Origin of the sequence: Streptomyces sp. SLBN-31, from assembly GCF_006715395.1 — a bacterium.
Lineage (GTDB): Bacteria > Actinomycetota > Actinomycetes > Streptomycetales > Streptomycetaceae > Streptomyces.
This window is the reverse complement of record NZ_VFNC01000002.1, coordinates 613,457-638,244: the sequence shown is the minus strand read 5'-3', so window position 1 is coordinate 638,244 and position 24,788 is coordinate 613,457. Positions and strand designations below refer to the sequence as shown.

Annotated in this window: 26 protein-coding genes; 11 read left to right on the top strand and 15 right to left on the bottom strand. The window is 72.3% G+C overall.

Features of this window, described 5'->3' with window-relative positions; genetic code table 11:
- Window positions 1-18: 18 nt before the first annotated feature.
- Window positions 19-726 carry a response regulator transcription factor gene (locus tag FBY22_RS22895; RefSeq protein ID WP_142148817.1) on the top strand — a complete coding sequence of 236 codons (708 nt, stop codon included), beginning with the start codon at window positions 19-21 and terminating at the stop codon, window positions 724-726.
- Complete coding sequence (locus tag FBY22_RS22890) at window positions 723-2,546, top strand: HAMP domain-containing sensor histidine kinase (protein ID WP_142148815.1); 1,824 nt, start codon at window positions 723-725, stop codon at window positions 2,544-2,546. Before FBY22_RS22895 ends, FBY22_RS22890 begins: the two co-directional genes overlap by 4 nt.
- 12 nt (window positions 2,547-2,558) lie before the next feature.
- On the opposite strand, the gene FBY22_RS22885 is transcribed toward FBY22_RS22890, so the two are convergent.
- Together FBY22_RS22885 and FBY22_RS22880 are read right to left on the bottom strand one after the other, a co-directional pair.
- The gene (locus tag FBY22_RS22885; protein WP_142148813.1) at window positions 2,559-2,813 is read right to left on the bottom strand and encodes a WhiB family transcriptional regulator; all 255 of its coding nucleotides are present in this window, start codon (window positions 2,811-2,813) and stop codon (window positions 2,559-2,561) included.
- 112 nt (window positions 2,814-2,925) lie between these two features.
- A complete protein-coding gene (locus FBY22_RS22880) occupies window positions 2,926-4,140 on the bottom strand; it encodes a saccharopine dehydrogenase family protein (protein ID WP_142148811.1) in 1,215 nt (404 codons plus the stop codon).
- Between the two features lie 119 nt (window positions 4,141-4,259).
- On the opposite strand from FBY22_RS22880, the gene FBY22_RS22875 reads away from it, so the two are divergent.
- Complete coding sequence (locus tag FBY22_RS22875) at window positions 4,260-5,003, top strand: TetR/AcrR family transcriptional regulator (protein ID WP_142148810.1); 744 nt, start codon at window positions 4,260-4,262, stop codon at window positions 5,001-5,003.
- Here FBY22_RS22875 and FBY22_RS22870 read toward each other — a convergent pair.
- Window positions 4,969-5,877, bottom strand: coding sequence for a LysR family transcriptional regulator ArgP (locus FBY22_RS22870; protein WP_142148808.1), 909 nt, complete (start codon window positions 5,875-5,877; stop codon window positions 4,969-4,971). The genes FBY22_RS22875 and FBY22_RS22870 overlap by 35 nt on opposite strands.
- A gap of 66 nt (window positions 5,878-5,943) precedes the next feature.
- Between FBY22_RS22870 and FBY22_RS22865 the strand changes: the two genes are divergently transcribed.
- Together FBY22_RS22865 and FBY22_RS22860 are read left to right on the top strand one after the other, a co-directional pair.
- Entirely contained in the window at window positions 5,944-6,558 is a 615-nt protein-coding gene (locus tag FBY22_RS22865) for a LysE/ArgO family amino acid transporter (protein WP_142148806.1), read from the top strand.
- Window positions 6,559-6,654: 96 nt separating this feature from the next.
- Window positions 6,655-7,953, top strand: coding sequence for an MFS transporter (locus FBY22_RS22860; RefSeq protein WP_142148804.1), 1,299 nt, complete (start codon window positions 6,655-6,657; stop codon window positions 7,951-7,953).
- Window positions 7,954-7,957: 4 nt separating this feature from the next.
- Here the strand turns inward: FBY22_RS22860 and FBY22_RS22855 are convergent, their stop codons facing one another.
- The 3 genes from FBY22_RS22855 to FBY22_RS22845 all read right to left on the bottom strand — a co-directional run bounded on the left by FBY22_RS22855 (window position 7,958) and on the right by FBY22_RS22845 (window position 10,449).
- Window positions 7,958-8,413: a cyclic nucleotide-binding domain-containing protein gene (locus tag FBY22_RS22855; RefSeq protein ID WP_142148802.1), complete on the bottom strand. Its 456-nt coding sequence runs from the start codon at window positions 8,411-8,413 to the stop codon at window positions 7,958-7,960.
- A gap of 266 nt (window positions 8,414-8,679) precedes the next feature.
- The gene (locus FBY22_RS22850) at window positions 8,680-10,167 is read right to left on the bottom strand and encodes an aminotransferase class I/II-fold pyridoxal phosphate-dependent enzyme (protein WP_142148800.1); all 1,488 of its coding nucleotides are present in this window, start codon (window positions 10,165-10,167) and stop codon (window positions 8,680-8,682) included.
- Between the two features lie 60 nt (window positions 10,168-10,227).
- Window positions 10,228-10,449, bottom strand: coding sequence for a hypothetical protein (locus tag FBY22_RS22845; RefSeq protein ID WP_142148798.1), 222 nt, complete (start codon window positions 10,447-10,449; stop codon window positions 10,228-10,230).
- 237 nt (window positions 10,450-10,686) lie between these two features.
- Between FBY22_RS22845 and FBY22_RS22840 the strand changes: the two genes are divergently transcribed.
- From FBY22_RS22840 to FBY22_RS22820, 5 genes are all read left to right on the top strand, one after another.
- Window positions 10,687-11,130, top strand: coding sequence for an ATP-binding protein (locus FBY22_RS22840; protein ID WP_142148796.1), 444 nt, complete (start codon window positions 10,687-10,689; stop codon window positions 11,128-11,130).
- A gap of 191 nt (window positions 11,131-11,321) precedes the next feature.
- The gene (locus FBY22_RS22835) at window positions 11,322-12,179 is read left to right on the top strand and encodes a SigB/SigF/SigG family RNA polymerase sigma factor (protein ID WP_142148794.1); all 858 of its coding nucleotides are present in this window, start codon (window positions 11,322-11,324) and stop codon (window positions 12,177-12,179) included.
- Window positions 12,180-12,209: 30 nt separating this feature from the next.
- A complete protein-coding gene (locus tag FBY22_RS22830; protein ID WP_142148792.1) occupies window positions 12,210-12,452 on the top strand; it encodes a DUF5133 domain-containing protein in 243 nt (80 codons plus the stop codon).
- A gap of 196 nt (window positions 12,453-12,648) precedes the next feature.
- Window positions 12,649-13,488 carry a DUF1206 domain-containing protein gene (locus tag FBY22_RS22825; protein ID WP_142148790.1) on the top strand — a complete coding sequence of 280 codons (840 nt, stop codon included), beginning with the start codon at window positions 12,649-12,651 and terminating at the stop codon, window positions 13,486-13,488.
- A gap of 28 nt (window positions 13,489-13,516) precedes the next feature.
- Window positions 13,517-13,948, top strand: a complete 432-nt coding sequence (locus tag FBY22_RS22820) for a hypothetical protein (protein WP_142148788.1) — start codon at window positions 13,517-13,519, stop codon at window positions 13,946-13,948.
- Between the two features lie 7 nt (window positions 13,949-13,955).
- Here FBY22_RS22820 and FBY22_RS22815 read toward each other — a convergent pair whose 3' ends face one another.
- The 8 genes from FBY22_RS22815 to FBY22_RS22780 all read right to left on the bottom strand — a co-directional run bounded on the left by FBY22_RS22815 (window position 13,956) and on the right by FBY22_RS22780 (window position 23,686).
- The gene (locus FBY22_RS22815; RefSeq protein WP_142148786.1) at window positions 13,956-16,196 is read right to left on the bottom strand and encodes an FUSC family protein; all 2,241 of its coding nucleotides are present in this window, start codon (window positions 16,194-16,196) and stop codon (window positions 13,956-13,958) included.
- Window positions 16,197-16,275: 79 nt separating this feature from the next.
- The gene (locus FBY22_RS22810) at window positions 16,276-17,640 is read right to left on the bottom strand and encodes an NAD(P)/FAD-dependent oxidoreductase (protein ID WP_142148784.1); all 1,365 of its coding nucleotides are present in this window, start codon (window positions 17,638-17,640) and stop codon (window positions 16,276-16,278) included.
- Between the two features lie 210 nt (window positions 17,641-17,850).
- The gene (locus FBY22_RS22805; protein WP_142148782.1) at window positions 17,851-19,563 is read right to left on the bottom strand and encodes a PP2C family protein-serine/threonine phosphatase; all 1,713 of its coding nucleotides are present in this window, start codon (window positions 19,561-19,563) and stop codon (window positions 17,851-17,853) included.
- The gene (locus FBY22_RS22800) at window positions 19,560-20,615 is read right to left on the bottom strand and encodes a SpoIIE family protein phosphatase (protein ID WP_142148780.1); all 1,056 of its coding nucleotides are present in this window, start codon (window positions 20,613-20,615) and stop codon (window positions 19,560-19,562) included. Before FBY22_RS22800 ends, FBY22_RS22805 begins: the two co-directional genes overlap by 4 nt.
- Window positions 20,615-21,055, bottom strand: coding sequence for an anti-sigma regulatory factor (locus FBY22_RS22795; RefSeq protein WP_142148778.1), 441 nt, complete (start codon window positions 21,053-21,055; stop codon window positions 20,615-20,617). The genes FBY22_RS22800 and FBY22_RS22795 overlap by 1 nt, the downstream gene beginning before the upstream one ends.
- The gene (locus FBY22_RS22790; RefSeq protein ID WP_142148776.1) at window positions 21,055-21,474 is read right to left on the bottom strand and encodes an STAS domain-containing protein; all 420 of its coding nucleotides are present in this window, start codon (window positions 21,472-21,474) and stop codon (window positions 21,055-21,057) included. The genes FBY22_RS22795 and FBY22_RS22790 overlap by 1 nt, the downstream gene beginning before the upstream one ends.
- On the bottom strand, window positions 21,471-22,370 hold the full coding sequence (locus tag FBY22_RS22785) for an STAS domain-containing protein (protein ID WP_174267243.1): 900 nt from the start codon (window positions 22,368-22,370) through the stop codon (window positions 21,471-21,473). Before FBY22_RS22785 ends, FBY22_RS22790 begins: the two co-directional genes overlap by 4 nt.
- A gap of 128 nt (window positions 22,371-22,498) precedes the next feature.
- A complete protein-coding gene (locus FBY22_RS22780) occupies window positions 22,499-23,686 on the bottom strand; it encodes a PP2C family protein-serine/threonine phosphatase (RefSeq protein ID WP_142148772.1) in 1,188 nt (395 codons plus the stop codon).
- A 183-nt stretch (window positions 23,687-23,869) separates the two neighbouring features.
- Between FBY22_RS22780 and FBY22_RS22775 the strand changes: the two genes are divergently transcribed.
- Window positions 23,870-24,301, top strand: coding sequence for a MarR family winged helix-turn-helix transcriptional regulator (locus tag FBY22_RS22775; protein ID WP_142148770.1), 432 nt, complete (start codon window positions 23,870-23,872; stop codon window positions 24,299-24,301).
- 83 nt (window positions 24,302-24,384) lie between these two features.
- Here FBY22_RS22775 and FBY22_RS22770 read toward each other — a convergent pair whose 3' ends face one another.
- Entirely contained in the window at window positions 24,385-24,756 is a 372-nt protein-coding gene (locus tag FBY22_RS22770; protein WP_142148768.1) for an STAS domain-containing protein, read from the bottom strand.
- Between the last annotated feature and the right edge of the window lie 32 nt (window positions 24,757-24,788).

Below are 24,788 nucleotides of genomic sequence, written 5' to 3'. Positions count from 1 at the left end.
CGCCTAGGATTCCGCCGCGTGTGCGCACATGTGCTGGTCGCCGAGGACGACGAGATGCAGGCCGAACTCATACGCCGTTCCCTGCTGGCCGAGGGACACACGGCCACCGTCGTGCACGACGGTGCGGCGGCGCTGGACGCCGCCCGGCGGCTGAGACCCGACCTGGTCGTCCTGGACCTGATGCTGCCCGTGGTCGACGGCTTCGGGGTGTGCCGTGTGCTGCGCGGCTCCGACCCCGCGGGCGACGGCATCCCGGTGCTGATGCTGACCGCCCGCTCCGAGGAGGACGACGTCCTGCTCGGCCTGGAGCTGGGTGCGGACGACTACATGACCAAGCCCTACAGTCCGCGCGAGCTGATGGCCCGGATCCGCACCGTGCTGCGGCGCAGTGGGCGGACGGTGGGCGTGCGCGAGGACCCGGTGGTCCGCGCGGCCGGCCTCGCCGTCGACCCGGATCGGCACGAGGTGCGCTGTGACGGCGAGCCGGTGGAGTGCACCCCGGCCGAGTTCCAGATCCTGCTGGCCATGGCCGGCGAGCCGGAACGGGTCTTCACCCGGCGGCAGTTGCTGCAGGCCACCCGCGGCTTCGACCGGTCCTCCACCGAGCGGGCCGTCGACGTGCACATCATGAACCTGCGCAAGAAGATCGAGGCCGACCCACGCAGGCCGGTCAGGCTGCTGACCGTGTTCGGGGTGGGCTACAAGCTCAGCGGTGGCCGGCCGTGAAGCGCCGCATACCGCTGCGCAAACGCCTGCTGGTGCGGCTGCTGTTCGCCTCCGCCCTGATCGCGGTCTGCTCCGTGGCGGCCACGACCTGGCTGGCGGTGGAGACCACCACGCGTGCCCTGCGCGAGGAACAGGGCCAGGACCTCGCCGACGACATGAAGATCCTGGCCGAGCTCAGCGGGTACGCCGCCACCCATCCCGACTGGAAGGGTGTGCAGTCCCTCGTCGACCGCCTCGCCACCCGGACGGGGCGGCGCATCGCCCTGACCACCACCGACCGCGTCCCCGTCGCCGACTCGGCGCGCAAGGGCACCGCCCTGCCGCTCGGCGCCGCCGCCACCGTCGACCCCCTGCACACCGACACCTACACCCAGGCCGGCGCACAGCTCAGGGGTGTCGACCCGCGCGCCGTGGGGCCCTACCGGCTCACGGCTCGCGAACGCGCCGAACTGGACGCGCTGACCGGCAAGATCCGCGTCTGCTTCACCAGGTACGGCGTCGACACGAAGATCGTGCACATTCCGAGCGGCCGGGCGGTGCTGCTCGACCCGGACGGCAAGGACGCGTCCCAGTCCCTGCCCGAGGAGTGCGGCTACAGCCAGAACACGCCCGTCCGGACCGAGCGGAAGGCCCTGGACGCGTTGAGCGAGGCCGCCCTCACCTGTCTGCGCGAACACGGCTGGGGAAAGGGCTCACGGCTGTACCTGTTCATCAACCCCACCGGCAGGGACCCGCTGAGCCGCTACGTCATCGGCAAGTTCGCCGGAACGGGCGACGTCAAGGACCTGAAGACCGTACAGGCCTGCACCGACAACGCCCTGCGCGCCCAACTCGACCCGTACGTCGCCCCCGTGGCCGACCTCTACCTGGGCGGCGACGAGACGACCCCGCCCCGCTTCGACATGTCCCCGGCCAACAAGGCCAAGATCGTCGGTGTCGTCGGGCTGGTCCTCGCCGTCACCGTCGCGGTCACGGCCGTCGTCGCCACCCGGCTCGTCCGCCCGCTCAGGGCGCTCACCGCGGCCGCCCAGCAGCCCCCCGAGCTGCACGTGCGGGCCCCGGTGACGACCCGGGACGAGACCGGCATCCTCGCGGAGGCCTTCAACGACCTCACCGAGCGCCGGGAACGCCTGGAGGAGCAGCGCAAGGCCATGGTCAGCGACATCGCGCACGAACTGCGCACCCCGCTCACCAACATCCGCGGCTGGCTGGAGGTCACCCGCGACGGCGTCGTCGACCCCGACCCCGCCCTGCTCGGCTCCCTGCACGAGGAGTCGCTGGTGCTCCAGCGCATCATCGACGATCTGCAGGACCTCGCCGCCGCCGACGCGGGCACCCTGCGCCTGCACCGGGAGCCGGTGCGCGCCGAGGATCTGCTCGACCAGGTCGCCGCCGCCCACCGCGTCGCGGCCGTCGCGGCGGACGTCGAGGTGCGCACCGGCGTGGACGGCGATCCGTGGCTGGACGCCGACCCGGTGCGCATGCGGCAGGCGCTCGGCAACCTGGTCTCCAACGCGCTGCGGCACACCCCGGCCGGCGGCACGGTCGCGGTGGCCGCCCGCCGCGACGGCGACGACGTCGTCTTCACCGTTACGGACACCGGCAGCGGCATCGCGGCCGAGGATCTGCCGCATGTCTTCGAGCGGTTCTGGCGCGCGGAGAAGTCACGCAGCAGGCGCACCGGAGGCAGCGGCCTCGGTCTGCCGATCGTCCGCCACCTGGTCGCCGCGCACGGCGGAACGGTCACGGCACAGAGGGAACCCGGCAGGGGAGCAGCATTCACTCTCCGCCTGCCGGGAACCGAAACGCCCGGGCGCTGACCGCGCCCCTGGTCAGCCGTTGCGCGCGGCCGTGCGCCGACGCCTGCGCTGCAGCGCGCGCCGTTCGTTCTCGCCGGTGCCGCCCCACACACCCAGGATCTCCCCGTGCTCCAGCGCCCATTCGAGGCACTGCTCCTGCACCGGGCAGCGAGCGCACACCGCCTTGGCCTGTGCTGTCTGCATCAACGCGGGGCCGGAGGTGCCGATCGGGAAGAACAGCTCGGGGTCCTCGTTGCGGCACGCGGCCTGGTCTCGCCAGTAGTCCATGAAAAAAAGTCACCTGCGATCGAGTCGTACGTGCCCTCGCGAATGGCTTACTCGCTTTCGGGTCACCTGTCGATGCGCATGTGAAACGAAGGAAGTTGTACGGAATCGGTGTTCATTGCTCGCGGACGCCCCACGGCGAGCCGTACGCCGTGAGCAGATCCAGGAACGGGCGGGCCGGGAAAGCCTCCGGACCGAGGACGCCGGAGCCCGACCAGGCGCCGTCGGCGAGGAGTTCGAGGGCGACCACCGGGTTCACGGCGGTCTGCCAGACGACGGCCTGGCTGCCGTACTCCTTCATGGACCACTGGTTGTCGACCACGTGGTGGATGTACACCTCGCGGGGCGCCCCGTCCTTCGTGCCCCGGACCCAGGTGCCCGCGCAGGTCTTGCCGTGCATCCGCTCGCCGAGCGTCGCCGGGTCGGGCAGGCACGCGGCGACGACGTCCCGGGGCGAGACCGCCACCGGACCGGCCGGGCCGGGCACGGTCACCGGCGTGGTGCTGTCCAGGCCCAGCAGGTGCAGTGTCCTGAGGGTGTCGATGAACTCCTTGCCCAGGCCGTACTTGAAGGTCACGCGACCGGCGTCGACCCAGCGCGGGACGAGCAGGACCTCCTCGTGCTCCACGTTCACGCACTCGACTTCCCCGATGCCCTCGGGGAAGTCGAAGACCTCCGGCTCGCTGAACGGCTCCGTGGTGAACCAGCCGCGCCCGGCCTCGTACACGACCGGCGGGTTGAGGCACTCCTCGATCGTGGTCCAGATGCTGAAGGAGGGGGCGAAGTCGTAGCCGTCGACGGTGAGGTTCGCGCCGTCGCGGACGCCGATCTCCTCGATCTCGTCGAAGAGTTCGTCGGCGGCGTAGCGCGCGAACACGTCCGACAGACCGGGCTCCACGCCCATGCCGACCAGGGCCAGCGCGCCGGCCTTCTCCCACTCCTCGGCCCGGGCGAACTGGTCGTCGCCGAGCTTGACCCCGCACTCGGCGTACGGGCGCTCGGGGTGCGGGTGCGACAGCGACATCGCCATGTCGACATAGGTGGCGTCGGCGGCGCGGGCCGCCCGGAACAGCGGCATCACGAACCGCGGGTCGGTGGCGTTGAGCAGCACGTCACAGGCGTGCCGGCGCAGCAGCTGCGTCACCGCCGTCTCGTCGCTCGCGTCCACCTGGGCCGCGCCGAACCGGTCGTCGCCGACCGCGGCCACGGCCGCCTCGGCGCGCGCCGGGTCGTAGTCGGCCACGATCATCGCGTCGAAGAAGCGGCGGCGGGCCGCGATCCGGGTGATGGCGGTGCCGACGCCGCCGGCGCCCACGAGCAGTACACGCATGACAAGCACTCCCTGTCGATCGGGGTCGAAGTAGGAGGGGCCCCGCCGCAGATACAACGCCCGGCTCTCGCGTAAGGTCAATGGCGTTGGCATAAGAGCGGGAGCGAAGGGGAGCGGCGATGCCCAAGGCCGTGGTGCCCGAGGACAAGCGGCGCCGGCGCCGGCCCACCAAGAGCGGAACCGTGCTGTCCGAGCGGCTGATCGTGGAGACGGCACTGCGGATGCTGCGCGAACACGGCAGCGCGGGCCTGACCGCCCGCCGTCTCGGCCTGGCCCTGGACGCCGACCCGAGCACGCTCTACCGGTACTTCCGCGGCATGGACGACCTCACGCTCGCCATCGGCGACGCCCTCATCGGGCAGGCTCTGGACGGGTGGCGGCCGACGGGGGAGTGGCGGGCGGACCTGCGCGCCGTCGGCCTGCGCATCCACGCCGCCTACGTCGCCCACCCGCAGGCGGCCGTGCTGACCACGAGCCGAGTCACCGGCCGGGCCAACGAACTGGCCGCCGACGAGACCGTCCTGGACATCCTGCGCACCGCGGGCTTCCCGCTCGCCGACACCGTGCGTGTCTACCACGCCTTCATCGACCAGACCCTGGCCTTCGCCGCCCTCGACGCCGCCTCCCTGACCCTGCCGAGCGCCGCGCTGCGCGCCGACGAGAACATGTGGCGCTCCACCTACGCCCGCCTGCCCGCGGCCACCCACCCGCGCATTGCCGAGGCCGCCCGGCTGCTGAGCGCACGGATGGTCGACAGCGCCTATCCGACGGCGCTTGAGATGCTGCTGGACTCTGCCGCCGCGCAGCTGGAGGCGCTGCGGGACGGGATCAGGGGCGCAGGGCCTCCGCGGCCGCGCGGGTGACCGCCTCGGCCACCGTCGCCAGCGCGGGGGAGTCGAGTTTCCATTGCTGCCAGTACAGGGGGACGTCCAGCCGGCGTCCCGGCGCGAAGTTCACGAGGCGGCCGGCGCGCAGCAGCGGCTCGGCCTGCACCTCGGGCACCAGGCCCCAGCCCAGGCCCGCGGCCACCGACTGCGCGAACCCCTCCGAGGTGGGCACGAAGTGCCGTACCCGGCTGGCGCCCTGGGCGGCGGGCCGCAGCCGGCGGACGAAGGCGTCCTGGAGGTCGTCGCTGCGGTCGAAGGCCACCGTGGGCGCGGTGGCGAGCACGTCCGGCAGCGGCCCGTCGAGGTGCTCGCGGGCGAAGCCGGGGTTGGCCACCGGCAGGTAGCGCATCCGGCCGAGGGCGTGCACCGAACATCCCGTGACGGCCTCGGGCGAGGAGGTCACCGCCGCCATCACCATGCCCTCGCGCAGCAGGGAGGCGGTGCGGGTCTCGTCCTCCCGGCGCAGCTCGAAGCAGAGCGGTGGCTCGTGCCGTACCCCGGTGAGCGCCGGCAGCAGCCAGGTCGCCAGTGAGTCGGCGTTCACGGCGATCGACACCAGGGTCGGCTCGCCCGCCCCGCTCATGCCCAGCTCGGCGCGGGCGTCGCGCTCCAGCCTGGCCAGCTGCCGGGCGAACCGCACCACGACCTCGCCGGACTCCGTCGGCCGCACCGGTTTCGTGCGCATCAGCAGCACCCGTCCGGTGCGCTGTTCCAGTGCCTTGACCCGCTGGCTGACCGCGGAGGGCGTCACGTGCAGCGCGGAGGCGGCCGCGTCGAAGGTGCCCTCGTCCACCACGGCCAACAGGGTGCGCACCTGGTCGAGTGGAAGCTCGGTCAGCTCGTTCTTCATGCCTGCTAATGATACGTAAGAATCTTTAGTTGTACGTCCAGAGATCGTTTCCCTAGCGTCGACGTCATGACCAACGCCCTGACCGCCGCGGCCGCAGGATTCGGTACCGGCCTCTCGCTCATCGTCGCCATCGGCGCCCAGAACGCCTTCGTCCTCAGGCAGGGCATCCGCCGGGACGCCGTCCTGGCCGTGGTGGGCATCTGCGCGCTGTCCGACGCCGTTCTGATCGCCCTGGGCGTCGGGGGCGTCGGCGCGGTCGTGGTGGCGTATCCGCAGGCGCTGACCGCGGTCGGCTGGATCGGCGGCGCCTTCCTGCTCTGCTACGGCGCCCTGGCCGCCCGCCGGGTGTTCAGGCCGCAGGGCGCCCTGCGGGCGGAGGGGGAGGCGACGGGCTCCCGCAGGCGCGCCGTGCTCACCTGCCTGGCGCTGACCTGGCTCAACCCGCACGTCTACCTCGACACCGTGTTCCTGCTCGGCTCGATCGCCGCCGACCGTGGCGCGTTGCGCTGGACCTTCGGCCTCGGCGCCGTCCTGGCCAGCCTCTGCTGGTTCGCGGCGCTCGGCTTCGGCGGCCGGCTGCTCGGGCGCGTGCTGGCCAGGCCCTCGGCCTGGCGGGTCCTGGACGGACTGGTCGCCGCGACGATGATCGCCATCGGCGGCATGCTCGTCGTCAGGGCCTGACCGTCCGCCCGTTGAGACCGTGTGTCCCGAACTCCCGTCCGCTGCTGCGATAGTGAACCCCGCACCCGATAGATGTAGCGAGCAACCAGGAAGCCCGTGGACACCAGCGAGAGCAGCACCGAACCGCAGAGTCCGGACCCCGTCGCGGTCGACCCGCCCCGGCGCGGCTGGCGCCGCTGGGCCATGGACACCCGCCCGCTGCGCATCCCGGCCTACCGCCGGCTCTGGTCCTCCACCATCGTCACCGCGGTCGGCAGCCAGCTCACCGCGGTCGCCGTACCGAAGCAGATCTACGACATCACCGGTTCCTCGGCGTGGGTCGGCGCCGCCAGCCTCGCAGGCCTGCTCCCGCTGATCGTGTTCGCGCTGTGGGGCGGCGCCGTCGCCGACAGCATGGACCGCCGCAAGCTGCTGCTGATCACCAACACCGGCATCGCGGTGACCTCACTGCTGTTCTGGCTCCAGGCCGTCACCGGGCTGGAGTCGGTGGCCGTGCTGATGGTGCTGCTGGCGATTCAGCAGGCCTTCTGGGGACTCAACGCCCCCGCCCGCAACGCCTCCATCGCCCGTCTCGTGCCCGAGGGCCAGCTGCCCGCCGCCAACGCGCTCGGCTCGACCGTCATGCAGACCGGACAGGTCGTCGGCCCCCTGCTCGCCGGCGCCCTGATCCCCGTCATCGGCCTGCCGGAGCTGTACCTGATCGACGCGCTCGCGCTGTGCGTCACCGTGTGGGCGGTCTACCGGCTGCCGTCGCTGCCGCCGCTCGCGGGCACCGCGACCCGGCGGGCCGGCGTGCGCGAGATCGCGGAGGGCTTCCGCTACATCTCCCTGCACAAGGTGCTGCTGCTGTCCTTCCTCGCCGACATCATCGCGATGGTCTTCGGCATGCCCCGCGCCCTGTTCCCGCAGCTGGCCGCGGAGACCTACGGCTCCTACGGTGAAGGCCTCGCCCTCGGTCTGCTGTTCGCTTCGATCCCCATCGGCGCCGTGCTCGGCGGGCTGTTCTCCGGCACCTTCTCCCGGGCCCGCCGGCACGGCGTGATGGTCATCGGCGCGGTCGTCGCCTGGGGCCTGGCGATCACCGGCTTCGGACTGAGCGGCAACCTGTGGGTCGCGGCCGCCTGCCTCGCCGTGGCCGGCGTCGCCGACATGGTCTCGATGGTCTTCCGCGGCGCGATCCTGCTGTCCGCCGCCACCGACGAGATGCGGGGCCGTATGCAGGGCGTCTTCACGGTCGTCGTGGCGGGCGGCCCGCGCCTCGCCGACGTCCTGCACGGCACGGCGGGCTCGGCCTTCGGCCCGCGCGCGGCCGTGGCGGGCGGGGGCCTGCTGGTCGTCGCGGTGATGCTGGCCCTGGCCGCCGCGGTGCCGGCCCTGCGCCGCTACCGCGTCTGAGGCACTACAGGGCGCGGCGCCGCTGGGTGGTGTACTGCTCCATGAGCTTGCCGCGCGTCATCTCCAGCCGGTGCGCGAGGATCTCGGCCACGCTGCGTACCAGTACCATCCCCAGCTGCGGATCCTCCTCGCACAGCCGCAGCACCTCCGCCGCGTCGAACTCGTAGGCTCGTACGGGGCTGAACGCCTCGGCGCCGAAGTCCCACTCGTGCGGTGGGAACAGCCATGACCAGCCGAGCAGATCGCCCGAGCCCAGGCTCGCCACGGTCACCCGCTGCAGGGAGTTGACCCGCTGGTCGAGGGAGACCGCGCCGGAGCGGATGACCCAGAACCGGTCGGCCCGGCCCCCGGCCTCGAAGATCCGGGCGTCCTCCGGGAAGGACACCTCCCTGGCGAGTGTCATCAGGCGCTGGCGTTGCGGCGGGGGAAGGGCGGTCAGCAGTTTGATGGCTTTGGTCATGGCGCGGGGCTCCTCGCCGGCCGGGTCCGGTGTCTGCCTATGCCCATTTCAGCCGCTGCGGGCGGCGAGAGCACCTCGGCGGACGGCGGCTTTCCCGCCGATCGGTCCGAGGGCATGAAAAAGCCCTGGCTGGACGGGGGAGGCCAGCCAGGGCCGTAAGCGGTGATGTCGGAGGACGGTACGGTCCACTCCGTCACCACGTATGAATGAACCGTAAACCATTCAAGTGGCTTTCGCGTAGCGGAAACCGGGTCGAGTGACCTGTTTCACTCGGCGGGATCCGCGTCCGCCGCAACCACCCGGATCGTTTTGAGCTCAGGGTCGCTCGGGTCGGGCAGGTTCATACCGGCCTTCATGCCCGTGGTCAGGTAGCGCACGACGGGCTCGGTGAGCCGTTCCCCCGGCAGGATCGCCGGGATGCCCGGGGGGTACGGCGTGATCATCTCGGCCGTGACGCGGCCCGCGGCGGCCGAGACGGGGACGTCCTCCGTCGGGCCGAAGAAGGCGTCCCGGGGCAGCATGGCCTGTGCGAGCCGGAGTTCGGCCGGCTCCGGCACCTCCACGCGCGGGGCTCGCGGCAGGTGGGGCGCGGCCTGCGCGAGATCCTCGAGCGCGGTGAGCAGCTGGGACGTCGTGTCCCGGTCGTCGGCGTGGGTGATCTGGGCGCCGATCCGGCGGTGGTCGGTCAGATGCATGTCCACGTGCCGGTGTTCCCGCAGCCAGTCGGCCGCCTGGAAGCCCGTGATCCCGAGCTCCGTCAGGTCGATGACGCAGGGCAGCGGGTCGAAGTCGTCGGCGAGACCCTGCCGGCAGAAGTCGTCACGGTCGTTGACGTGCATGCCGTCGATCTCCTCGATGGCGGCCCGGACATCGGTCGCCAGCTCCAGCGCCCCGCCCATGAGCTCCCGGCCGTGCAGGGCCATCTGACGTCGCCAGCCGTCCATCCCGGCGTACAGCAGGACCGACGGGCTGGTCGTGCCGAGCAGGTCCGAACGCATCTTCAGCACCTGCGGCTGGACGAGATCGCCCTGCAGATGGAAGACGGAGCCCTGCTCCAGGCCGCTGCCCATCTTGTGGATGCTGGTCACGCAGATGTCGGCGCCCGCGTCCATGGCCCAGGACGGCAGGGCCGGATGGAAGGGCAGATGCGCTCCCCAGGCCTCGTCCACGACCAGCGGCAGGGAGCGACGGTGGCAGACCTCGGCGATCGCGTCCAGCTCGGCGCAGGCGCCGTACGGTGTCGGGCTGGTGACCAGCGCGCCCTTGGCGTCGGGATGGATCTCGAAGGCCTTCTCGTAACTCTCGGCGGACGGCGGATGCGCGATGCGCCGCTCGGCGTCCCAACAGGGCTCCACCCAGACCGGCTCGATACCGGACAGGATCAGCCCCGACACCACCGACTTGTGGGCGTCCCGCCCGATCAGCAGCTTCTCGTGCGGACCCGCGACGGCCAGCATGGCCGCCTTGACGGACAGCGAGCTGCCGCAGGTGGTGAAGAACGTGTGGTCGGCGTGCACCGCGTCGGCCATCAGCTCCTCTGCGCGCTCCAGCACCTGCCCACGGGTGAGGCGGTCGTCCAGTCCGCCGGAGGCCAGCAGGTCACCGAGGAACACCGCGTCACCCAGTGCCTCACGCACGGAGGGGTCGGCCCCGCGCGCCTGCTTGTGTCCCGGGGGCGAGAACGCGAGCTGTCCTCGCCGGTGGTAGTCGACCAGGGCTTCCAGTACCGGTGCTCGGTGGTGATCAGCTGTCATGCGCACCGGGTTCCCCCGGCCGGGGGTGCCAATCGGGAGCCCGGCCGGGGGAGGGGCCGGTCAGCCCGGCTCGTCGTGCTTTCCCGGGGTCAGGATCTCGTCCAGCACCCGCACCACCGTCTCGTACGCCAGCGCCCGCACCACGGCGTCGCGGGCCGGGTCGGGGTCGGCCGCCCCGAGGTCCTCCCGCCGGTCCCGCCACACCCGTTCCTCCTGCTGCGCGCAGGCCCGGGCGCGCTGGAGGCGGCGCAGCAGTTCGTCTGAGTCCACGACATCGGTCATTCCGTGCCAGTACCCCTCTCGCGCCCCGGCATGGCCGGTTTCGACGGGCGTGGCCACGAGGTTTGGCCGGGCGTATGCAGGTGAGCCGGAAGAAGAGTCCGCGCATTGCTCACGCAGCGTGAGAAACCCCGCCGCGACGGGACGCGCACCCGCCGCTCCGAAGACGCCCCGGGCCTGCCCGGGCGCGCCGTTCACCGTTCCAGGAGTCCGTTCACTCAGCCCACAGGGAGCCAGGCGATGTGCGAGAGGCACACGACCGAACCAGCCTACGAGCCGTCGGGTGCTCAGGGCTCCGGGCCGACCCGGCTGTGCAGGCCGGCCGAGGCGCGCCGGGCGGTGGAGCGGGCGGTGGCCGAGCGCTGCCGTACGACGCACACCTCGTGCGATCCGCAGGCCCTCGGCGACGCCGTGCTGGTCGCCTCGGAACTGACGTCCAACGCGATCCTGCACGGCGGCGGGGTCACCGACTTCCACGTCGACATCGCCGGTCCCTGTCTGTGCGTGTCGGTGAGCGACCGCAGCGACGAGGTGCCGGTGGCCAGGCCGTCGGTCGACGCGCACGGGCGGTACCGGGTGGGCGGCCGCGGCTGGCCCATCGTGTGCCGGCTGGCCCGTGACGTGCGTGTGTCAGAGCTGCCCGCCGGCGGCAAGCGCATCACTGCCGTGGTGGCTCTGACCTGAGGGAATTCGCGCCGATCACATTTTTTCGAGCGGCGGAGTTTGTTCCTCCGGCGGCAGGGCAGACGGAGTTTCGTGCTTCGGACCGGAGGCGCCCAGCGGGAGCGGTATGCCGCCCCGGGCCCTCGTACCGGTCCGGGCGGCGACGATCCCGCGGTAAGTCCCTGAAACCCCTCGTTCAGGAGCCAATCCGCATGCTCATCGACACGTCGACCAGCCGACCCGGCACGCAGACCCCTCAGACCACCGCCGCGCGGCGCCACGACGACGCCCCCGACACAGCCGAGCTCTTCGCCCGCCTGGCCGTCATGGAGGACGGCCCCGAGCGGGACGCCGTACGCGACGAACTCGTCACCGCATGGCTCCCCATGGCCCACCGGATCGCCGGCCGATTCCGCGACCGCGGTGAGTCGGTCGAGGACCTGCGCCAGGTCGCGGCCCTCGGCCTCGTCAAGGCCATCGACCGCTTCGACCCGGAGCGCGGCGCCTTCGAGAGCTACGCCGTGCCCACCATCACCGGTGAGGTCAAGCGGCACTTCCGGGACCGCATGTGGGCGCTGCGCGTGCCCCGCCGCGTCCAGGAACTGCGCAACAAGGTCCGCGTGGCCCGCCGCGAACTCACCCAGACGCCGGGCAGCCCCGAACCCACTGTCGCGGCCCTCGCCGCCCACACCGGGCTCACCGAGGACGAGATCAACTGCGGCCTGGAAGCCCTCGAGAGCTTCAGCACCCTGTCCCTGGACGCCGAACTCTCCGGCGACGACGACGGCTACAGCCTCGCGGACACCCTGGGCGCGCCCGACGCGTCGTACGACGTCGTGATCGACCGCGAGTCCGCCAAGGAGGGCCTGCGTCGTCTGCCCGAGCGCGAGCGCGCCATCCTCTACATGCGCTTCTTCGAGGACATGACACAAAGCCGGATCGCCGACCAACTCGGCATCTCCCAGATGCACGTCTCCCGCCTCATCAGCCGCAGCTGTGCCCGGGTACGCGCCGAAGCCATGGGCCACAACGGCCGCAAGGGCGGCGGCCGCGGGCCGAGCGCGGCCTGAGCCCATCGGAACCGAGAAGGAGCGAGAGCCATGCTGATCCCTCATCCCGCCCTTTTGCGCAAACTCGTGGACGAGTACGAATCCCTGCTGGCCGAGGAGGCCGAGACCGGCAGCGGCTGGTCGAGTCCACGGGCGCAGGACCTCGCCTACACCCTGTGCGTGACGACCGGCACGCGTGACGTCAGACGGGCCCTGGAAACCGCCCACCGTCTTCTGGCGGCCGAGTCCATGGCACCGCGCCACCGGACGACCGCCGCCCCCAGGGCCGAGTGACCGCACCCCCGTCCCACGGGGCGGGGAGGGCAGCAGGCAATAGCCGCGCCCGCGAGCGAAGGAAGCGCTCGCGGGCGCGGCTGCTGCCTGATCGGCGACCGGACGGGGCGAGCGGGTGGTCGCCCCGCACATTCAGGTCCCGAGGTGCTGGGCGTGCTCGCCCGGCGCCGGGGCATCCGGACGACGGGAGGTACACATGAACGCGAGTACCATGGCGCGCTCCGGCCGCATCGAGGCCGAGCGGACGGCGCGGGGATCGATGACGGAGGGCGCCGCACGGGCGGGGCTCACGGCGAGAGGAGTGATCTATCTACTGGTCGGGGTGATCGCCCTGAAGATCGCCTTCGGCGACACACACCGCCAGGCCGACCGCGGCGGAGCGGTCGCCGAACTGGCCCAGCAGCCCTTCGGCAAGTTCCTGCTGTGGACGCTGGGCCTCGGGCTCGTCGGAATGGCCCTGTGGCGGCTGTCCGAAGCGGTCTTCGGATCGGCGGGCGCCGACGGACGCAAGGCGCACAAGCGGCTGCTCGCGCTGGGCCGCTGCGTCTTCTACTCGTTCGTCGCCTACTCCGTGCTGTCCTTCGCGGCCGGCCCGCACGGCAGCGGCAGCGGTTCCAGCGACGCCCGGTCCCGTGACGTCACCGCGCGGGTCCTGCACTGGCCCGGCGGCCAGTGGATCGTCGGCCTGGCCGGGGCCGGCGTCGTGGTGGCCGGCATATGGGTGGGCGTGCGCGCCATCCGGCGTGACTACCGGCGCAAGCTCAAGCATGCCCAGATGCCCCGATGGGCGAGCCGGCTCGTCGACATCACCGGCGTCGCCGGCGGCACGGCGCGCGGCCTCGTCTTCGCCGTCGCCGGCGGCTTCGCGGTGCGCTCGGCCGTCGACTACCGGCCGGACCGGGCCAAGGGACTCGACGACACCCTGCGCTCCTTCGCCCACACCCCCCTGGGGCCGTGGCTGCTGGTCTGCGTCGCGGCGGGTTTCGTCCTCTTCGGAATCTTCTCCTTCGCACTCGCCCGCTGGCGGCGGGTCTGACGCGCGCGAGACGGGGCACACGCACGAGATGAACGAATCCGAGTTCTCGCCCGAGCACCGGCCCGTCGACATGTACCTCGGCCTCCTGCGCAACCGGATGGACACGGACGACTACCGGCTGCTGCTCGACCTCGTCGAACCCGTCCTGCGGGCCATCGACCACGAGCAGCTGCCCGCGCTGGACTTCGCGCTCGACGGCGAACAGGCCGACGGCCTGCCCCAGGAGGTCCGCGACGAGGCCGCCCTGGTCATCGCCGCGGCGGTCACCGGCAGGCTGGACAACGAGGTCGTCGAGATACAGCTGGAGGAGACCGGCCCGGTCCGGGTGGTCACCGACGCGGACACCGCCTCGGACCCGGCACGGCTCGGCGAGATAGCCGACTTCATCCGGGAACGGCACCGGCAGAACGAGGAACTGCGCGGCATCGCCGAGGTCAGCGGGCTGCCCACCGACTTCTGAGCGGCGCTCACCGCTTCGGCGCCGCCACGGGCACCTTCAGCGGCCGGGCCAGGCCCACCACGGCCTCGTCCAGCCGCTGAAGGTGCCTGAGCACGCGGTCGGTGATCCGCCCGTACCGGGAGACGCCCGGCAGCTCGGACTCCACCAGGGACGCGATGCTCGCGCCCGTCTCGACCTGTGCCGAGGCCCGCTCGTCCGCGGCGCGCGCGGCGATCGCCGCGATGTTGTCCAGGATGCGCTGCCCGGCCCTGCGCAGTCGCGGGTCCGCCGCGATGGAGGGATGGGTGGGCAGCAGCTCGGCCATCGCGGCCAGGGAACGCGCGTGATACGCGCAGGTCTCCAGCAGGGCGACGACGTACCGGGCGGTGTTGCGCCGGGTGCGCAGCGGCGTGACGGGGTGGGTGAGCGGCTGGGTGGCGGCCCGCAGGTCGGCCAGCGCCTGGTCCAGATCCCGCGCCCGGTCCAGCAGATCGTCCGGCGGCCCGCCGCTGAGCTGGTCGATGGCCGCCTCCGCAACCTGGGCGAGCCGGTCCAGCACGGTACCCAGCAGGTCGTTGGTACGGCGGTCGGTGTGCACCGGCAGCACGAACGCGGCGGCGATGATCCCGCAGGCGGCACCGAGCGCCGTCTCCTCCACCCGCAGCACCAGGACCGACAGGCTGTAGGTGTGCAGCAGCGTGTAGAGCACGCCGAGGGCCGCCGTGACGAAGAACGACATCAGCGTGTACGACAGCGGTGCCGTGTAGAACATCGCGAACACGCACAGCAGCACCAGCGCGAACGCCGTCCAGGTGTGGTGGCCCACCAGGCCGGCCAGGAGCAGCCCGGCCACGACGCCGAGCACCGTGCCCAGCAGCCGCCGGTAGCCCTTGACCAGGATCTCGCCCGTCGACGCGGTGTTGATGAACACGATCCAGCAGGTCAGTACCGCCCAGTACCAGCGCTGGGCGGACAGGAACTCGCCGCCGACGATCGCCAGGGACGAGCCCACCGCGACCTGTACGGCGGCCCGGGTGGTCGGGCGCTGCCACCCCGAGGCCGGAGCCTCGGCGGCCTCCTCGCCGGCGTCGATCGCCGCGTCCTCGGCGTCCAGCTCCTCGCGTGAACGGGCCGTCGACGGCGAGTCGTCCGACTCGTCCCGCGCCCCGCCGAGCGCGATCCGCAGCCCCAGCACCGCCCGGGCCGCCTCGCCGACACCCCGGAAGACGTCCTGCACGGCGGGCGAGGCCTTCGGCAGGTTCTCCTCGTCCCGGTAGCCCAGCAGCCGGTTGCGCACCTGCGCCAGACCGGTCCCCGTGTCGGCCGACACCGGACGCAGCACCAGCATGCGCAGCGCCTCGAGGTCCCGGCGAAGTGTGGTGGTCGCCTCCTCCCGCACCGGCAGCAGCCCGCCCTCGGGGACGGGCGCGCCCGGCAGATGCAGGGTGAGGGTGTCGGCCCGCTCGGCGCTGCGCGCGGTCAGCAACAGCAGGCCCAGGCGCTCGGCGGCGATCTCGGCGTCCGCGACGCGGCGCTGCACCAGCCGGGCCACGGCCTCGTCGTCGGTGCCGTCCTCCAGCCGCCCCTGGATCATCATGGCCGTCTCGTGCAGCCGCGCGGTCCCGACGCGGACGTCCGTGAGCGCCCCGTCGATCTCCTCCGGACCGGCGTCGAGCAGCGCCAGCTGCGCGGTCACCAGCTGTGCGAGCCGGGCCCGGAAGGCCTCGCGCAGCCGTGCCAGGATTCCCGCGGGCGTCTCGGGCACGAGTGCGAAACGCACCAGGGCGCTGCTCGCGAACGCCACCGCGACCACCCCGTACAGCTGCGGCAGGGCCGAGACGGTGGCGCCGACGAACAGGGACATGAAGTACACCTGGAAGCCGATCAGGCCGAGCGCGGTGCCGCGGTCGCCGAACCGGCGGGCGTAGACGGCGCAGAAGATCAGCGCGACGAAGACGACGTCGCCGCCCACGCGGGAGTTCAGGACCGCCGCCAGCGTCAGCGAGGCCAGGGCCACCGGAAGGCCCAGCGCCAGGGTCACGGCCTGCCGCGACCGCTGCTTCTCCCTGATGGCGAAGGTGGAGACCATCGCGGCGATGGCCCCGGCCACCAGATGGCGTACGTCGGTCCCCACCAGGCCGAGCACGGCGAGCGTGAGGGCGATGGCCCCCACCGTCCGCAGACCCGCGGCGAGGCGCAGCAGGCCCGGGTCGTTGGCAGCGACGAGATCGCGCAGACGCGCCCGGACCGACCCCACCGCTGCCCTCACGCCGCCGTACTCACTCCCGCTTCACGTCAAGATCCGTATCCAGCATGACACGGCCCGCCGGGAAGGCCGGCGCCCGCCCTCACAGCTGCTCGCGACGCGCCCCCTCGATCTGGGCCCGCACCTGCTCCGGACTCAGGTACGCGTCGGTGTACTCGAAGTCCTTGAGCTTGGCGGGCCTGCGGGCCTGGAAGCCGGTACGGACGAAGTCGTCGCCCGCGATGGCGTTGAGCGTCCAGTTGGTAGCCACGCGGACCTTCGCCACGTTGGTGCGCAGCGCCGCCCAGTGGTAGCCGCGGGCCGCGAACTGGGCGGGCAGACCGTGCAGTTCGATGCCGAGCGGCTTGGCGACGGCGTCCGTGCCGCCGAGGTCGACGACGAGACCGAGGTCCTTGTGGTGGTACGGCTGCATCGGCCGGCCCCGCAGGGTGGCGATGATGTTGTCGGCGACCTGCGGGCCCTGCCGCATGGCGTGTTGTGCGGTGGGCGGGCAGAGCGCGTCGTCGCCCTGGGCGAGGTCGGGCACCGCGGCGGAGTCGCCGAGCGCGAAGACGCCGTCCTCGCCCGGCAGCGTCATCTCCGCGGTGACCGCGAGCCGCCCGCGAATCGTTTCGGCGCCGAGGGTGGCGATGAGCGGGCTGGCGACGACGCCGGCGGTCCAGATCAGGGTCCGCGTGGGCACCACCCGGCCGTCGGTGAAGGTGACCTCCTCGGGACCGGCCTTCTCGATGGAGACGCCCAGGGACACGTCGATGCCCCTGCGCGCCAGGATCTTCTGGGCGCTGCGGCCGAGCTTGTCGCCCAGCTCGGGCATCAGCTTCGGCGCGATGTCGATCAGGTGCCACTTGATCAGCGACGGGTCGATGCGCGGGTAGCGCTTGACGGCGGCGTGCGTGAGCTTCTGCAGACAGGCCGCGGTCTCGGTGCCGGCGTACCCGCCGCCGACGACCACGAACTGCAGCCGGGCGGCCCGCTCGGCCGGGTCCTGGCTGGCGTCGGCCAGATCCAGCTGCGAGATGACGTGGTCGCGGATGTAGGCGGCCTCGGCGAGGGTCTTCATCCCGAAGGCGTTGTCGGTCAGCCCCGGGATGTCGAAGGTGCGGGTGATGCTGCCGGGCGCCAGCACGATGTAGTCGTACGGCTCGTTGACGATCTGGTCGGTGATGGTGCGGATGACACACACCTTCGCCTTCAGGTCGACGCCGATCGCGCCGCCCGGGATGATCCGGGTGCGGTACCGCTTGCTGCGGCGCAGGGAGACGGCGATCGACTGGGGCGTCAGCACCCCGGAGGCGACCTGGGGCAGCAGGGGCAGATAAAGCTGGTAGGCGAAGGGCGTCACCAGGGTGACGTCGGCCTCGTCGGGCGCGAGCTTCCGCTCCAGACGGCGCACGCACTCCACGCCGGCGAAACCTGCGCCGACCACCAGGATCCTGGGTCGTGTCACGGTTCTTCATCCCTCTCTGCGGCTCCAGGCGGTCACTTCCAACGCCCTTCGCCTGCCCTGGATCTCTGCTTGCACCACATCGATCCCACCGTGCCTTGAGCCGTACCGCCAGCCGGGCACGGCAGGCAGACGAACGCGTCGGGGTCAACCCTGCCCCCGCGGGGGCGGAAACGCACCGGGTGAAAAGTGAAGGAAATGGCCGGACCGCGTCTAGACGAAGCCCTCCGTGGTGTGACACAGCAGCAGGCACACGTCGTCGTCGCGCTCGGAGTCGACGAGCAGGGGGTCGAGGACGCGGTCGGCCGAGCCGTCCAGATCCCGCTCGAGCTCGTCCGGCCGGAAGCCGCCGAGCGACGCCGCCAGGCGCGCTATGCCCGGATCGATCCCCGCCGCCCGGCGTTCGACCAGCCCGTCCGTGTAGAGCGCCAGTGTTGACCCGGGCGGGAGGTCCACCGTGTGGTCGTCGATCCGCTGGTGCAACGGGATGCCCAGCATGGCGCCCGGTTTGGCGTCCAGCGTGTGCACCTGTCCGTCGGGGGTGCGCAGCAGCGGCGGCGGGTGGCCGGCGGCGGCCCAGGTGAGGGTGGGCCGGCCGGGCTGGAAGCGGGCGATGACGGCGGTGGCGTACAGGTCGGGCTGGAGATGGTGCAGGAACGTGTGCAGCCGGGTCAGCAGGGTGCCGGGGCTGCCGCCGTCCACGGCGTACGCCCGCAGGGCGGTGCGCAGTTGGCTCATCATCACGGCCGCGTGCAGTCCGTGCCCGGTGACGTCCCCTATGACGGCGATCAGCGAGCCGTCGGGCTGCCGGAAGGCGTCGTACCAGTCGCCGCCGATGTTCAGCCCGTGGGTGGCCGGCAGATAGCGGGCGGCCAGATGGAGGCCCGGTGTGGCGGGCAGGTCCGTGAGCAGGGCCCGCTGGAGCGTCTCGGCGATGTCCCGGTTGCGTTCGAAGCGCCGGGCGTTGTCGATCGCGATGCTGGCGCGCCGGGCGAACTCGATGAGCATGACCGCGTCGTCCGGTTCCCAGCGGTCGCCGGGCGGTGCCAGGGTCAGCACACCGAGCGGCGCCCTGCGGGTGGGCAACGGCAGGCACAGCAGGGGCCGTTCGGGGTCGAGTGCCGAGGGTGGCTGGTCGTCGACGCCGGGCAGGTGGCCCGGCTCGCGGGCGGCGTACTGGGGGCGGCCGGTGCGCGCCGCCAGGACGGCGACGGCGGGGCGCGGCCCCGGGGGGCGCCGGTCGTCGTCGCCGTCGAAGAGCCAGACGTCGACGCTGCGGGCGTACTCCGGCACGAGCAGTTCCGGAAGGCGGCGCACGATCTCTTCGTGGTTGAGGGAGGAGGTCAGGGCGGCGCTGGCATCGGCCAGGAAGGTCAGGCGCCGACGGGCGCTCTCGGCCTCCTGACGGGCCCTGCGCTCGGCGGCGAAGGCCTTCTGCTGGGCCTGGCCGGCGGCGTCCAGCTCCGCGTGCAGGGCCAGCACACCCTGGTTGGTCTGGTGCAGTTCCTCCCGGTGGAAGGCGACCAGCTGCTCCTGCTCGGTGAGCTTCTCCAACAGCAGCGCAGTGTCCTCGTCGGCGACCATCAGGGACTCGGCCAGATCCGCCGGGGAGCCGGCCGCGACATCGTCGTCCGCGACCGGCTGCGCGGCGCAGGCGACGGCCGTCCGCCACGGCGGATGCTCGGCGGGATCCGAGGAGGTGACGGTGACGTGCAGCTGCGCCTGCTCGGCGGGGACGGCGGTGACGCAGAGCGTGAGCCGCCAGGAGCCGCCCTTGGCCAGGCACTGCCGCAGCCGCGCGCTGAGCGCCGTCGTCAGACGGGTGCGTTCGAGCGCGGTCAGACCGTACGCCGAGGCCAGGCGGGCGGTGGCGATGCGAGCCTGGGCCGCGTCGGTGACGGTGTCGATCCGCCAGGTGCGCTTCATCGGCCCTCCTGCGGTGCCGGCGACAGGACGGCCACGGCTGTGTCGTCGCGGGGCGGCCGGGCGGCGCTGCCGCTGTCGCGGAGGGTGACCGCGGCCATGACGGCCGGGTCGGCCGCCAGCAGATCCGGTGCGGACGGCGGTGTGCGGCGGCCGGGGAGGCCGTCGCTGTGCAGGAGCAGAACCCGGTCGCCGCCCCAGCGCCGCGACTGGTCCGTGAGGGTCCTGGGCCGGTGGACGCCGACGATCCCGGGGCGGGACAGCAGGCAGTGCCAGGCACCGTCCTCCCACAGCCAGGCGCTCGCGTTCCCGAGCCCGGCGAAACGGAGCGTCGCGGAGGCGGTGTCGACCTGGGCCACGGCCACGGCCGCGCCCCTGGTGCCGCGCAGGGCCGTATCGAGCCGGCCCAGGCATTCCGCCGGAGGCAGGTGGGCCGATCCCCGCAGCGCCTCGACCGCGGCCGTGGAGGCGTGGGCGGCCTGGGGACCGTGTCCCAGGCCGTCGGCCAGCATCAAGGTCACCCGGTCACCGGACCGGACGCAGGTCCAGGCGTCGCCGGAGTGCTCGGCCCCGCCGAAGGGAAGGTTCACACCACCGGCCCGTACCCGGCGGTCAGCGGGCGCGGCATCGCGCGTGCCGGGACCGACCTGGGCCAGCGCCACCGTGCCCCGGCCCGGTTCGCTGTGCACGGCGAAGGTGTCGGCGACGCGCCTGCAGGTGCCCAGACCCGCGCCCAGCGACCTGGCCGTCGTGAAGCCGTCGCCGAGGGCGGCAGGCACGTCGGCGATACCGGGGCCGTGGTCCAGCGCCGCGATCTGCACGAAGCGGGTCTGGTCGCCGCCCTCCACGGGGGCCGGGGTAGGGACGACGTCGAGGAGCAGCCGTCCCGCCTCGGCGTGCTTGAGCAGGTTGGTGGCCAGCTCCGTGGCCACCAGCGCGGCGTCCGCCGTCCGGGCCTCGTCGAGTCCGGCCGCGGCCGCGGCCTCCTCGACGGCCAGCCGGGCGTCGCGCAGCCGGGTGGGGTCGTGGACCGGCACGTCCCATGCGCGCGCCATCACAGGCCTCCGTAGGGACGGAGCGGTGGGGTGACCCAGGAGACGACCGTGACCTTGGTGCCCGACCCCGGGGTGCTGTCGACGGCGAACTCGTGCACCAGGCGCCGTGCGCCGCCCAGCCCCATGCCCAGGCCGCCGCCGGAGGTGTAACCGTCGGCAAGGGCCCGTTCCAGGTCGGCGATGCCGGGCCCTTCGTCGGAGAAGACCAGTCGGAGGCCGCGTGCCTGTCCGCGCGTCACCGCCGCCGATTCCATACGGCCGCCCCCGCCGTGCACGAGCGTGTTGCGGGCCAGCTCACTGGCGGCGGTGACCAGCTTGGTCTGCGCCACGAGACCGAAGCCGAGCTGAGCGGCGGCCTGTCGTACATGCTGGCGGACCCAGGCCAGATCCATCTCCGACTGGATCGGCAGACTCGCCTCGACGGCCGTGGACGAGGGCATCAACCGTGCTCCTGGGGCAACCTGCCGCGGCCGGCCGCCGGGTCGTGGTGCGTCAGCAGTTCCATGGCAGCCTCGGTGGTGAGAGCCGTGCGCAGCCCCGGCAGCGTCAGGCCCAGCTCCACCAGGGTGATCGCGACCGCCGGCCGCATGCCCGCCACCACCGTCCGGGCGGCCAGCAGCGAGGCGTTGGCCGCGATCTCGGCCAGCACACGGCCGAGGAAGGAGTCGACGATCTCGACGCCGGAGATGTCGATCACCACTCCGGTCACCCCACTGCTCGCGACGGCCTCACAGATGTCCTGCTGGAGCCGCTGCGCGTCACTGTCGTGCAGATCGCCCTGGAGGGTGACCAGGAGGACCTCGCCCAGGCGGAGTACCGGCACATGGCTCGCGACGCCGTGCTGGAGTCGGTCGCTCATCGCGCCCCCGCACCGCCGGACGCCGGTGCGACGATGCCCACGCCCAGCTCGTGCAGCGCGTAGGCCAGCGCGTCGGCGAGGCTGGCCCGGGTGACCACCGTGCCGAGGTCCAGGCCGAGATGGACGATGGTCTGCGCGATCGCCGGGCGGATGCCCGACACGACGCACTCCGCGCCCATCAGGCGGGCGGCCGCCACCGTCTTCATCAGGTGCTGGGCGACCAGCGAGTCCACCGTCGGCACACCGGTGATGTCGAGGATCGCGAAACGCGCGTGCTGCTCGACGATGGCCTCCAGCAACGTCTCCATCACCACCTGGCTGCGCGCGCTGTCGAGCGTCCCGATCAGGGGAACCGCCACGACGCCGTCCCACAGCCTGATCACCGGGGTGGCCACCTCCAGCAGCTGGAGCTGCTGCCGCTCTATCAGCGCCTGTCCCTCGGACAGTGCCGTGTCCAGCACGACCAGCCGCAGCGTCCCCATCAGGACCGTCAGCTCGGTGGCGTACTCCCGGACCTCGTCGGCGGGCAGGTCCGCGCACTCCTCGACGAGCAGACTCGCCACAGGCGGGCGCAGCGCCTCCACCTCGCCCGAGACCTGCGCCATGGAGGCCCCGGCGCGCGACCGCGCGGCCGCCATACGGGCCAGCTGTTCCCGTACGACGACGAAGCCGGAGGCGTCCGTGTCGTGCACGCGCTCCGACTCGGCCACCCGGGCCAGCGCTTCGGCGACCGCCCGGGCCGCCTCCACGGCCTCGTCCCGCGAGACCGTGAACACGCTGCGGAACAGGGGTTCGTCGGCCCAGCGCTGGGCGATGCGTTCGCGATGGCGGTACAGGAATTCCCCTACCTGCCGAGCCGGCGTTCCCTGACATACCGCCGCTTGGTGTTCCGGCACCTGCTCTCTCCTCTTTCCGAGTCGTCCGCGTTGCGTGGACCGGGGTGGCCGCCGAACGGCCGGGGCGACGCAAACCATTGCCGGGCGACAACTGTAACGAGACCGTGTCGTTACTTGAGCCCCGGGGCTCACGCGCCCGTCGGCTGCTTGCCGAACCAGTCCAGACAGACCACCAGTGCGTCGTCGTCCGGTTCCGGGCGGCCGCGATGGCCGCTGAGCTCCCGCAGAACCGCGGCCGGCACATCGGCGGCCGGCAGCAGCCGGGTGGCCGTGAAGGCGCGGGCCAGGGCGCGTTCTCCGTACTGCTCACCGCCCGGAGCGGCGACCGCGTGCACCCCGTCGCTGACGAACAGCAGACGGTCGCCCGGCCGCAGCCGGAACTCCTGCGCCGTGTAGTCGGTTCCCTCGAACATGCCGAGCGGGAGCTGCGCGTCGAGGGACACGGGCGTCACCGCGCCGTCCCGCAGCCGCAGCATCCGCGGCGATCCCGCGTCGACCACCCGCACGCGGCCGGAGGACAGTTCGAGATCGACCAGCAGGACGGACAGGTGCGCCTCGCCGCGGTACTGGGCGTACACGGCCTGGTCGGCGAGGGCGGCCTGGTCGGCGATGGGGATGCCGGCCCGGCGCGCGTTGCGCAGGGCGTTGATCCCGAGGCTGGTCAGCAGCGAGGCGTCCATGCCCTCGCCCATGCCGTCGGTGACGTACAGCAGCAGCCGGTCGGCCGACACCGTCCAGTCGAAGTTGTCGCCGAAGATCGCGTAGGCGGGCTCCAGCTGGGCGCCGAGGGCGTACTCCGGACCGGCCGAGGACCGGGCCGGAAGCAACTGCCACTGCATCTCCGCGGCGAGTGTGAGCCGCTCCCGGCGCCGGGCCTGCCGGTAGACGTCGGTGTCACGTTCGGCCACCGAGACCTCGTGTCCCAGGATCTGGGCCAGCTCGACCAGTTCGGCCATGTCGGCCTCGGGCCGTGCGCTGGGCGGCAGTGTGACGCTGAGCACGCCCAGCCGGTCCCCGCGCACGGTGACGGGCAGGTGCATCCACGCCCGGCCGTCGTCGTCCTCCAGCACGAAGGGCTGCTGTGCCCCGAACGCGCGTCCCGCCGCGCTGCCGTGCACGGGCACCGCCTGCGCGGGATCCGCCGTCGCGGAGACGGGCTGCAACACCTTCAGCCCGTAGTCCACGATGAGGAAGTCCGCGCTCTCGGCGCCGTACGGACCGCACAGCACCTCGCGGACGGTTGCCGCCAGTAAGTGCGGAGCGGCGGTGCGCAGGGCGCGACCGGCGGCCTGGAGTCTGTTCACGTCGTCGGTCATGCCGTTCCGTGCGAGGGCGAGCCGCCGCGGCCGTACGGACGCGACGCGGTCACCCGTGCCTTGTGGACCGCTCCCGGTCCCTTGCGCCGCGCACCTGGGTGGGCTGACAGCGACGGGCAAGCCTGAGAAGGTGTGCGGGTGACGATCTCGCACCCGCGCCCGGAGCCCCAGGAGGTGGCGCGTGTGACCTCCGAGGCTGCCGAACTTCTGGAGGTCCTGTGGGGCCGGGCCTCGACGGCACCGGTCTCCGCCTCCCAACTGCGTGTCCTGTTCATCCTGGAGCACAACGAAGGCATCAACCTGCGTACGCTCGCGGACGCGCTGGGCTCGACCCCGCCGTCGACCAGTCGGCTGTGCGACCGGCTGCAGGCCGTGGGGTTCGTCGAGCGCAGGGCGGCCACCGCCAGCCGGCGGGAACTGGAGCTGTACCTCAGCCGCCGCGGCCGGGCCTTCCTGACCGGCCTGCGGGTCCGCCGCGAGAGCGCACTGCAGTCCGTTCTCGAACAGATGCCGACCGCCCAGCGGTCCGCCCTGCTGAAGGGGCTGGAGGCCTTCTGCGCCGCCGCGGCGGCGCAGATCCACGACGACGGCGAGTCCGCCGCCGTCACCGCCTGACCCCTTCTCATCCCCACCTCTCCCGCCCACGTGCGAGCTCACTCTCTTGCCTGCACCCATAGTTGTCAAACGGCAACAGTTGGTCAGGACTGCGGCTGGTCGACCAGGGCAAGGGCCTCCTCCGTGCTCTCCGACACGGGGACCGTGATGCTGACTCCGGTGAGGTCGAGAATCCGCCGCACGGCGGGCGTGGGCGAGATGATGTGCACACTGCCGGGCAGTTCCCGGGCCTCCTGGTAGACGCGGAGGATGATGTTCATCCCGGACGAGTCCATGAACGGCACCTCCGAGAGATCGAGCAGGAAATGCCGGCGGCCGTGATGCAGCTGGTTGGCGAGATGGTGCTGGAACTCGGTCGCGGTGTCGGCGTCCAAGTAACCCTGCACCGTGATCAGGGCCACATCCTCACGGGGCAGGCTGACCTCGACGGACAGGGGATTCTGGGCAACGGACACGTCTACCTCCAACAACAGCGCGTACTACGGCG

Coding starts and splice junctions, on each gene's coding strand:
- FBY22_RS22885 (WP_142148813.1), bottom strand. CDS start 2,813: ATGGACTACTGGCGAGACCAGGCCGCGTGCCGCAACGAGGACCCCGAG.
- FBY22_RS22880 (WP_142148811.1), bottom strand. CDS start 4,140: ATGCGTGTACTGCTCGTGGGCGCCGGCGGCGTCGGCACCGCCATCACC.
- FBY22_RS22875 (WP_142148810.1), top strand. CDS start 4,260: ATGCCCAAGGCCGTGGTGCCCGAGGACAAGCGGCGCCGGCGCCGGCCC.
- FBY22_RS22870 (WP_142148808.1), bottom strand. CDS start 5,877: ATGAAGAACGAGCTGACCGAGCTTCCACTCGACCAGGTGCGCACCCTG.
- FBY22_RS22865 (WP_142148806.1), top strand. CDS start 5,944: ATGACCAACGCCCTGACCGCCGCGGCCGCAGGATTCGGTACCGGCCTC.
- FBY22_RS22855 (WP_142148802.1), bottom strand. CDS start 8,413: ATGACCAAAGCCATCAAACTGCTGACCGCCCTTCCCCCGCCGCAACGC.
- FBY22_RS22850 (WP_142148800.1), bottom strand. CDS start 10,167: ATGACAGCTGATCACCACCGAGCACCGGTACTGGAAGCCCTGGTCGAC.
- FBY22_RS22845 (WP_142148798.1), bottom strand. CDS start 10,449: ATGACCGATGTCGTGGACTCAGACGAACTGCTGCGCCGCCTCCAGCGC.
- FBY22_RS22840 (WP_142148796.1), top strand. CDS start 10,687: ATGTGCGAGAGGCACACGACCGAACCAGCCTACGAGCCGTCGGGTGCT.
- FBY22_RS22835 (WP_142148794.1), top strand. CDS start 11,322: ATGCTCATCGACACGTCGACCAGCCGACCCGGCACGCAGACCCCTCAG.
- FBY22_RS22830 (WP_142148792.1), top strand. CDS start 12,210: ATGCTGATCCCTCATCCCGCCCTTTTGCGCAAACTCGTGGACGAGTAC.
- FBY22_RS22825 (WP_142148790.1), top strand. CDS start 12,649: ATGAACGCGAGTACCATGGCGCGCTCCGGCCGCATCGAGGCCGAGCGG.
- FBY22_RS22820 (WP_142148788.1), top strand. CDS start 13,517: ATGAACGAATCCGAGTTCTCGCCCGAGCACCGGCCCGTCGACATGTAC.
- FBY22_RS22805 (WP_142148782.1), bottom strand. CDS start 19,563: ATGAAGCGCACCTGGCGGATCGACACCGTCACCGACGCGGCCCAGGCT.
- FBY22_RS22800 (WP_142148780.1), bottom strand. CDS start 20,615: ATGGCGCGCGCATGGGACGTGCCGGTCCACGACCCCACCCGGCTGCGC.
- FBY22_RS22795 (WP_142148778.1), bottom strand. CDS start 21,055: ATGCCCTCGTCCACGGCCGTCGAGGCGAGTCTGCCGATCCAGTCGGAG.
- FBY22_RS22790 (WP_142148776.1), bottom strand. CDS start 21,474: ATGAGCGACCGACTCCAGCACGGCGTCGCGAGCCATGTGCCGGTACTC.
- FBY22_RS22780 (WP_142148772.1), bottom strand. CDS start 23,686: ATGACCGACGACGTGAACAGACTCCAGGCCGCCGGTCGCGCCCTGCGC.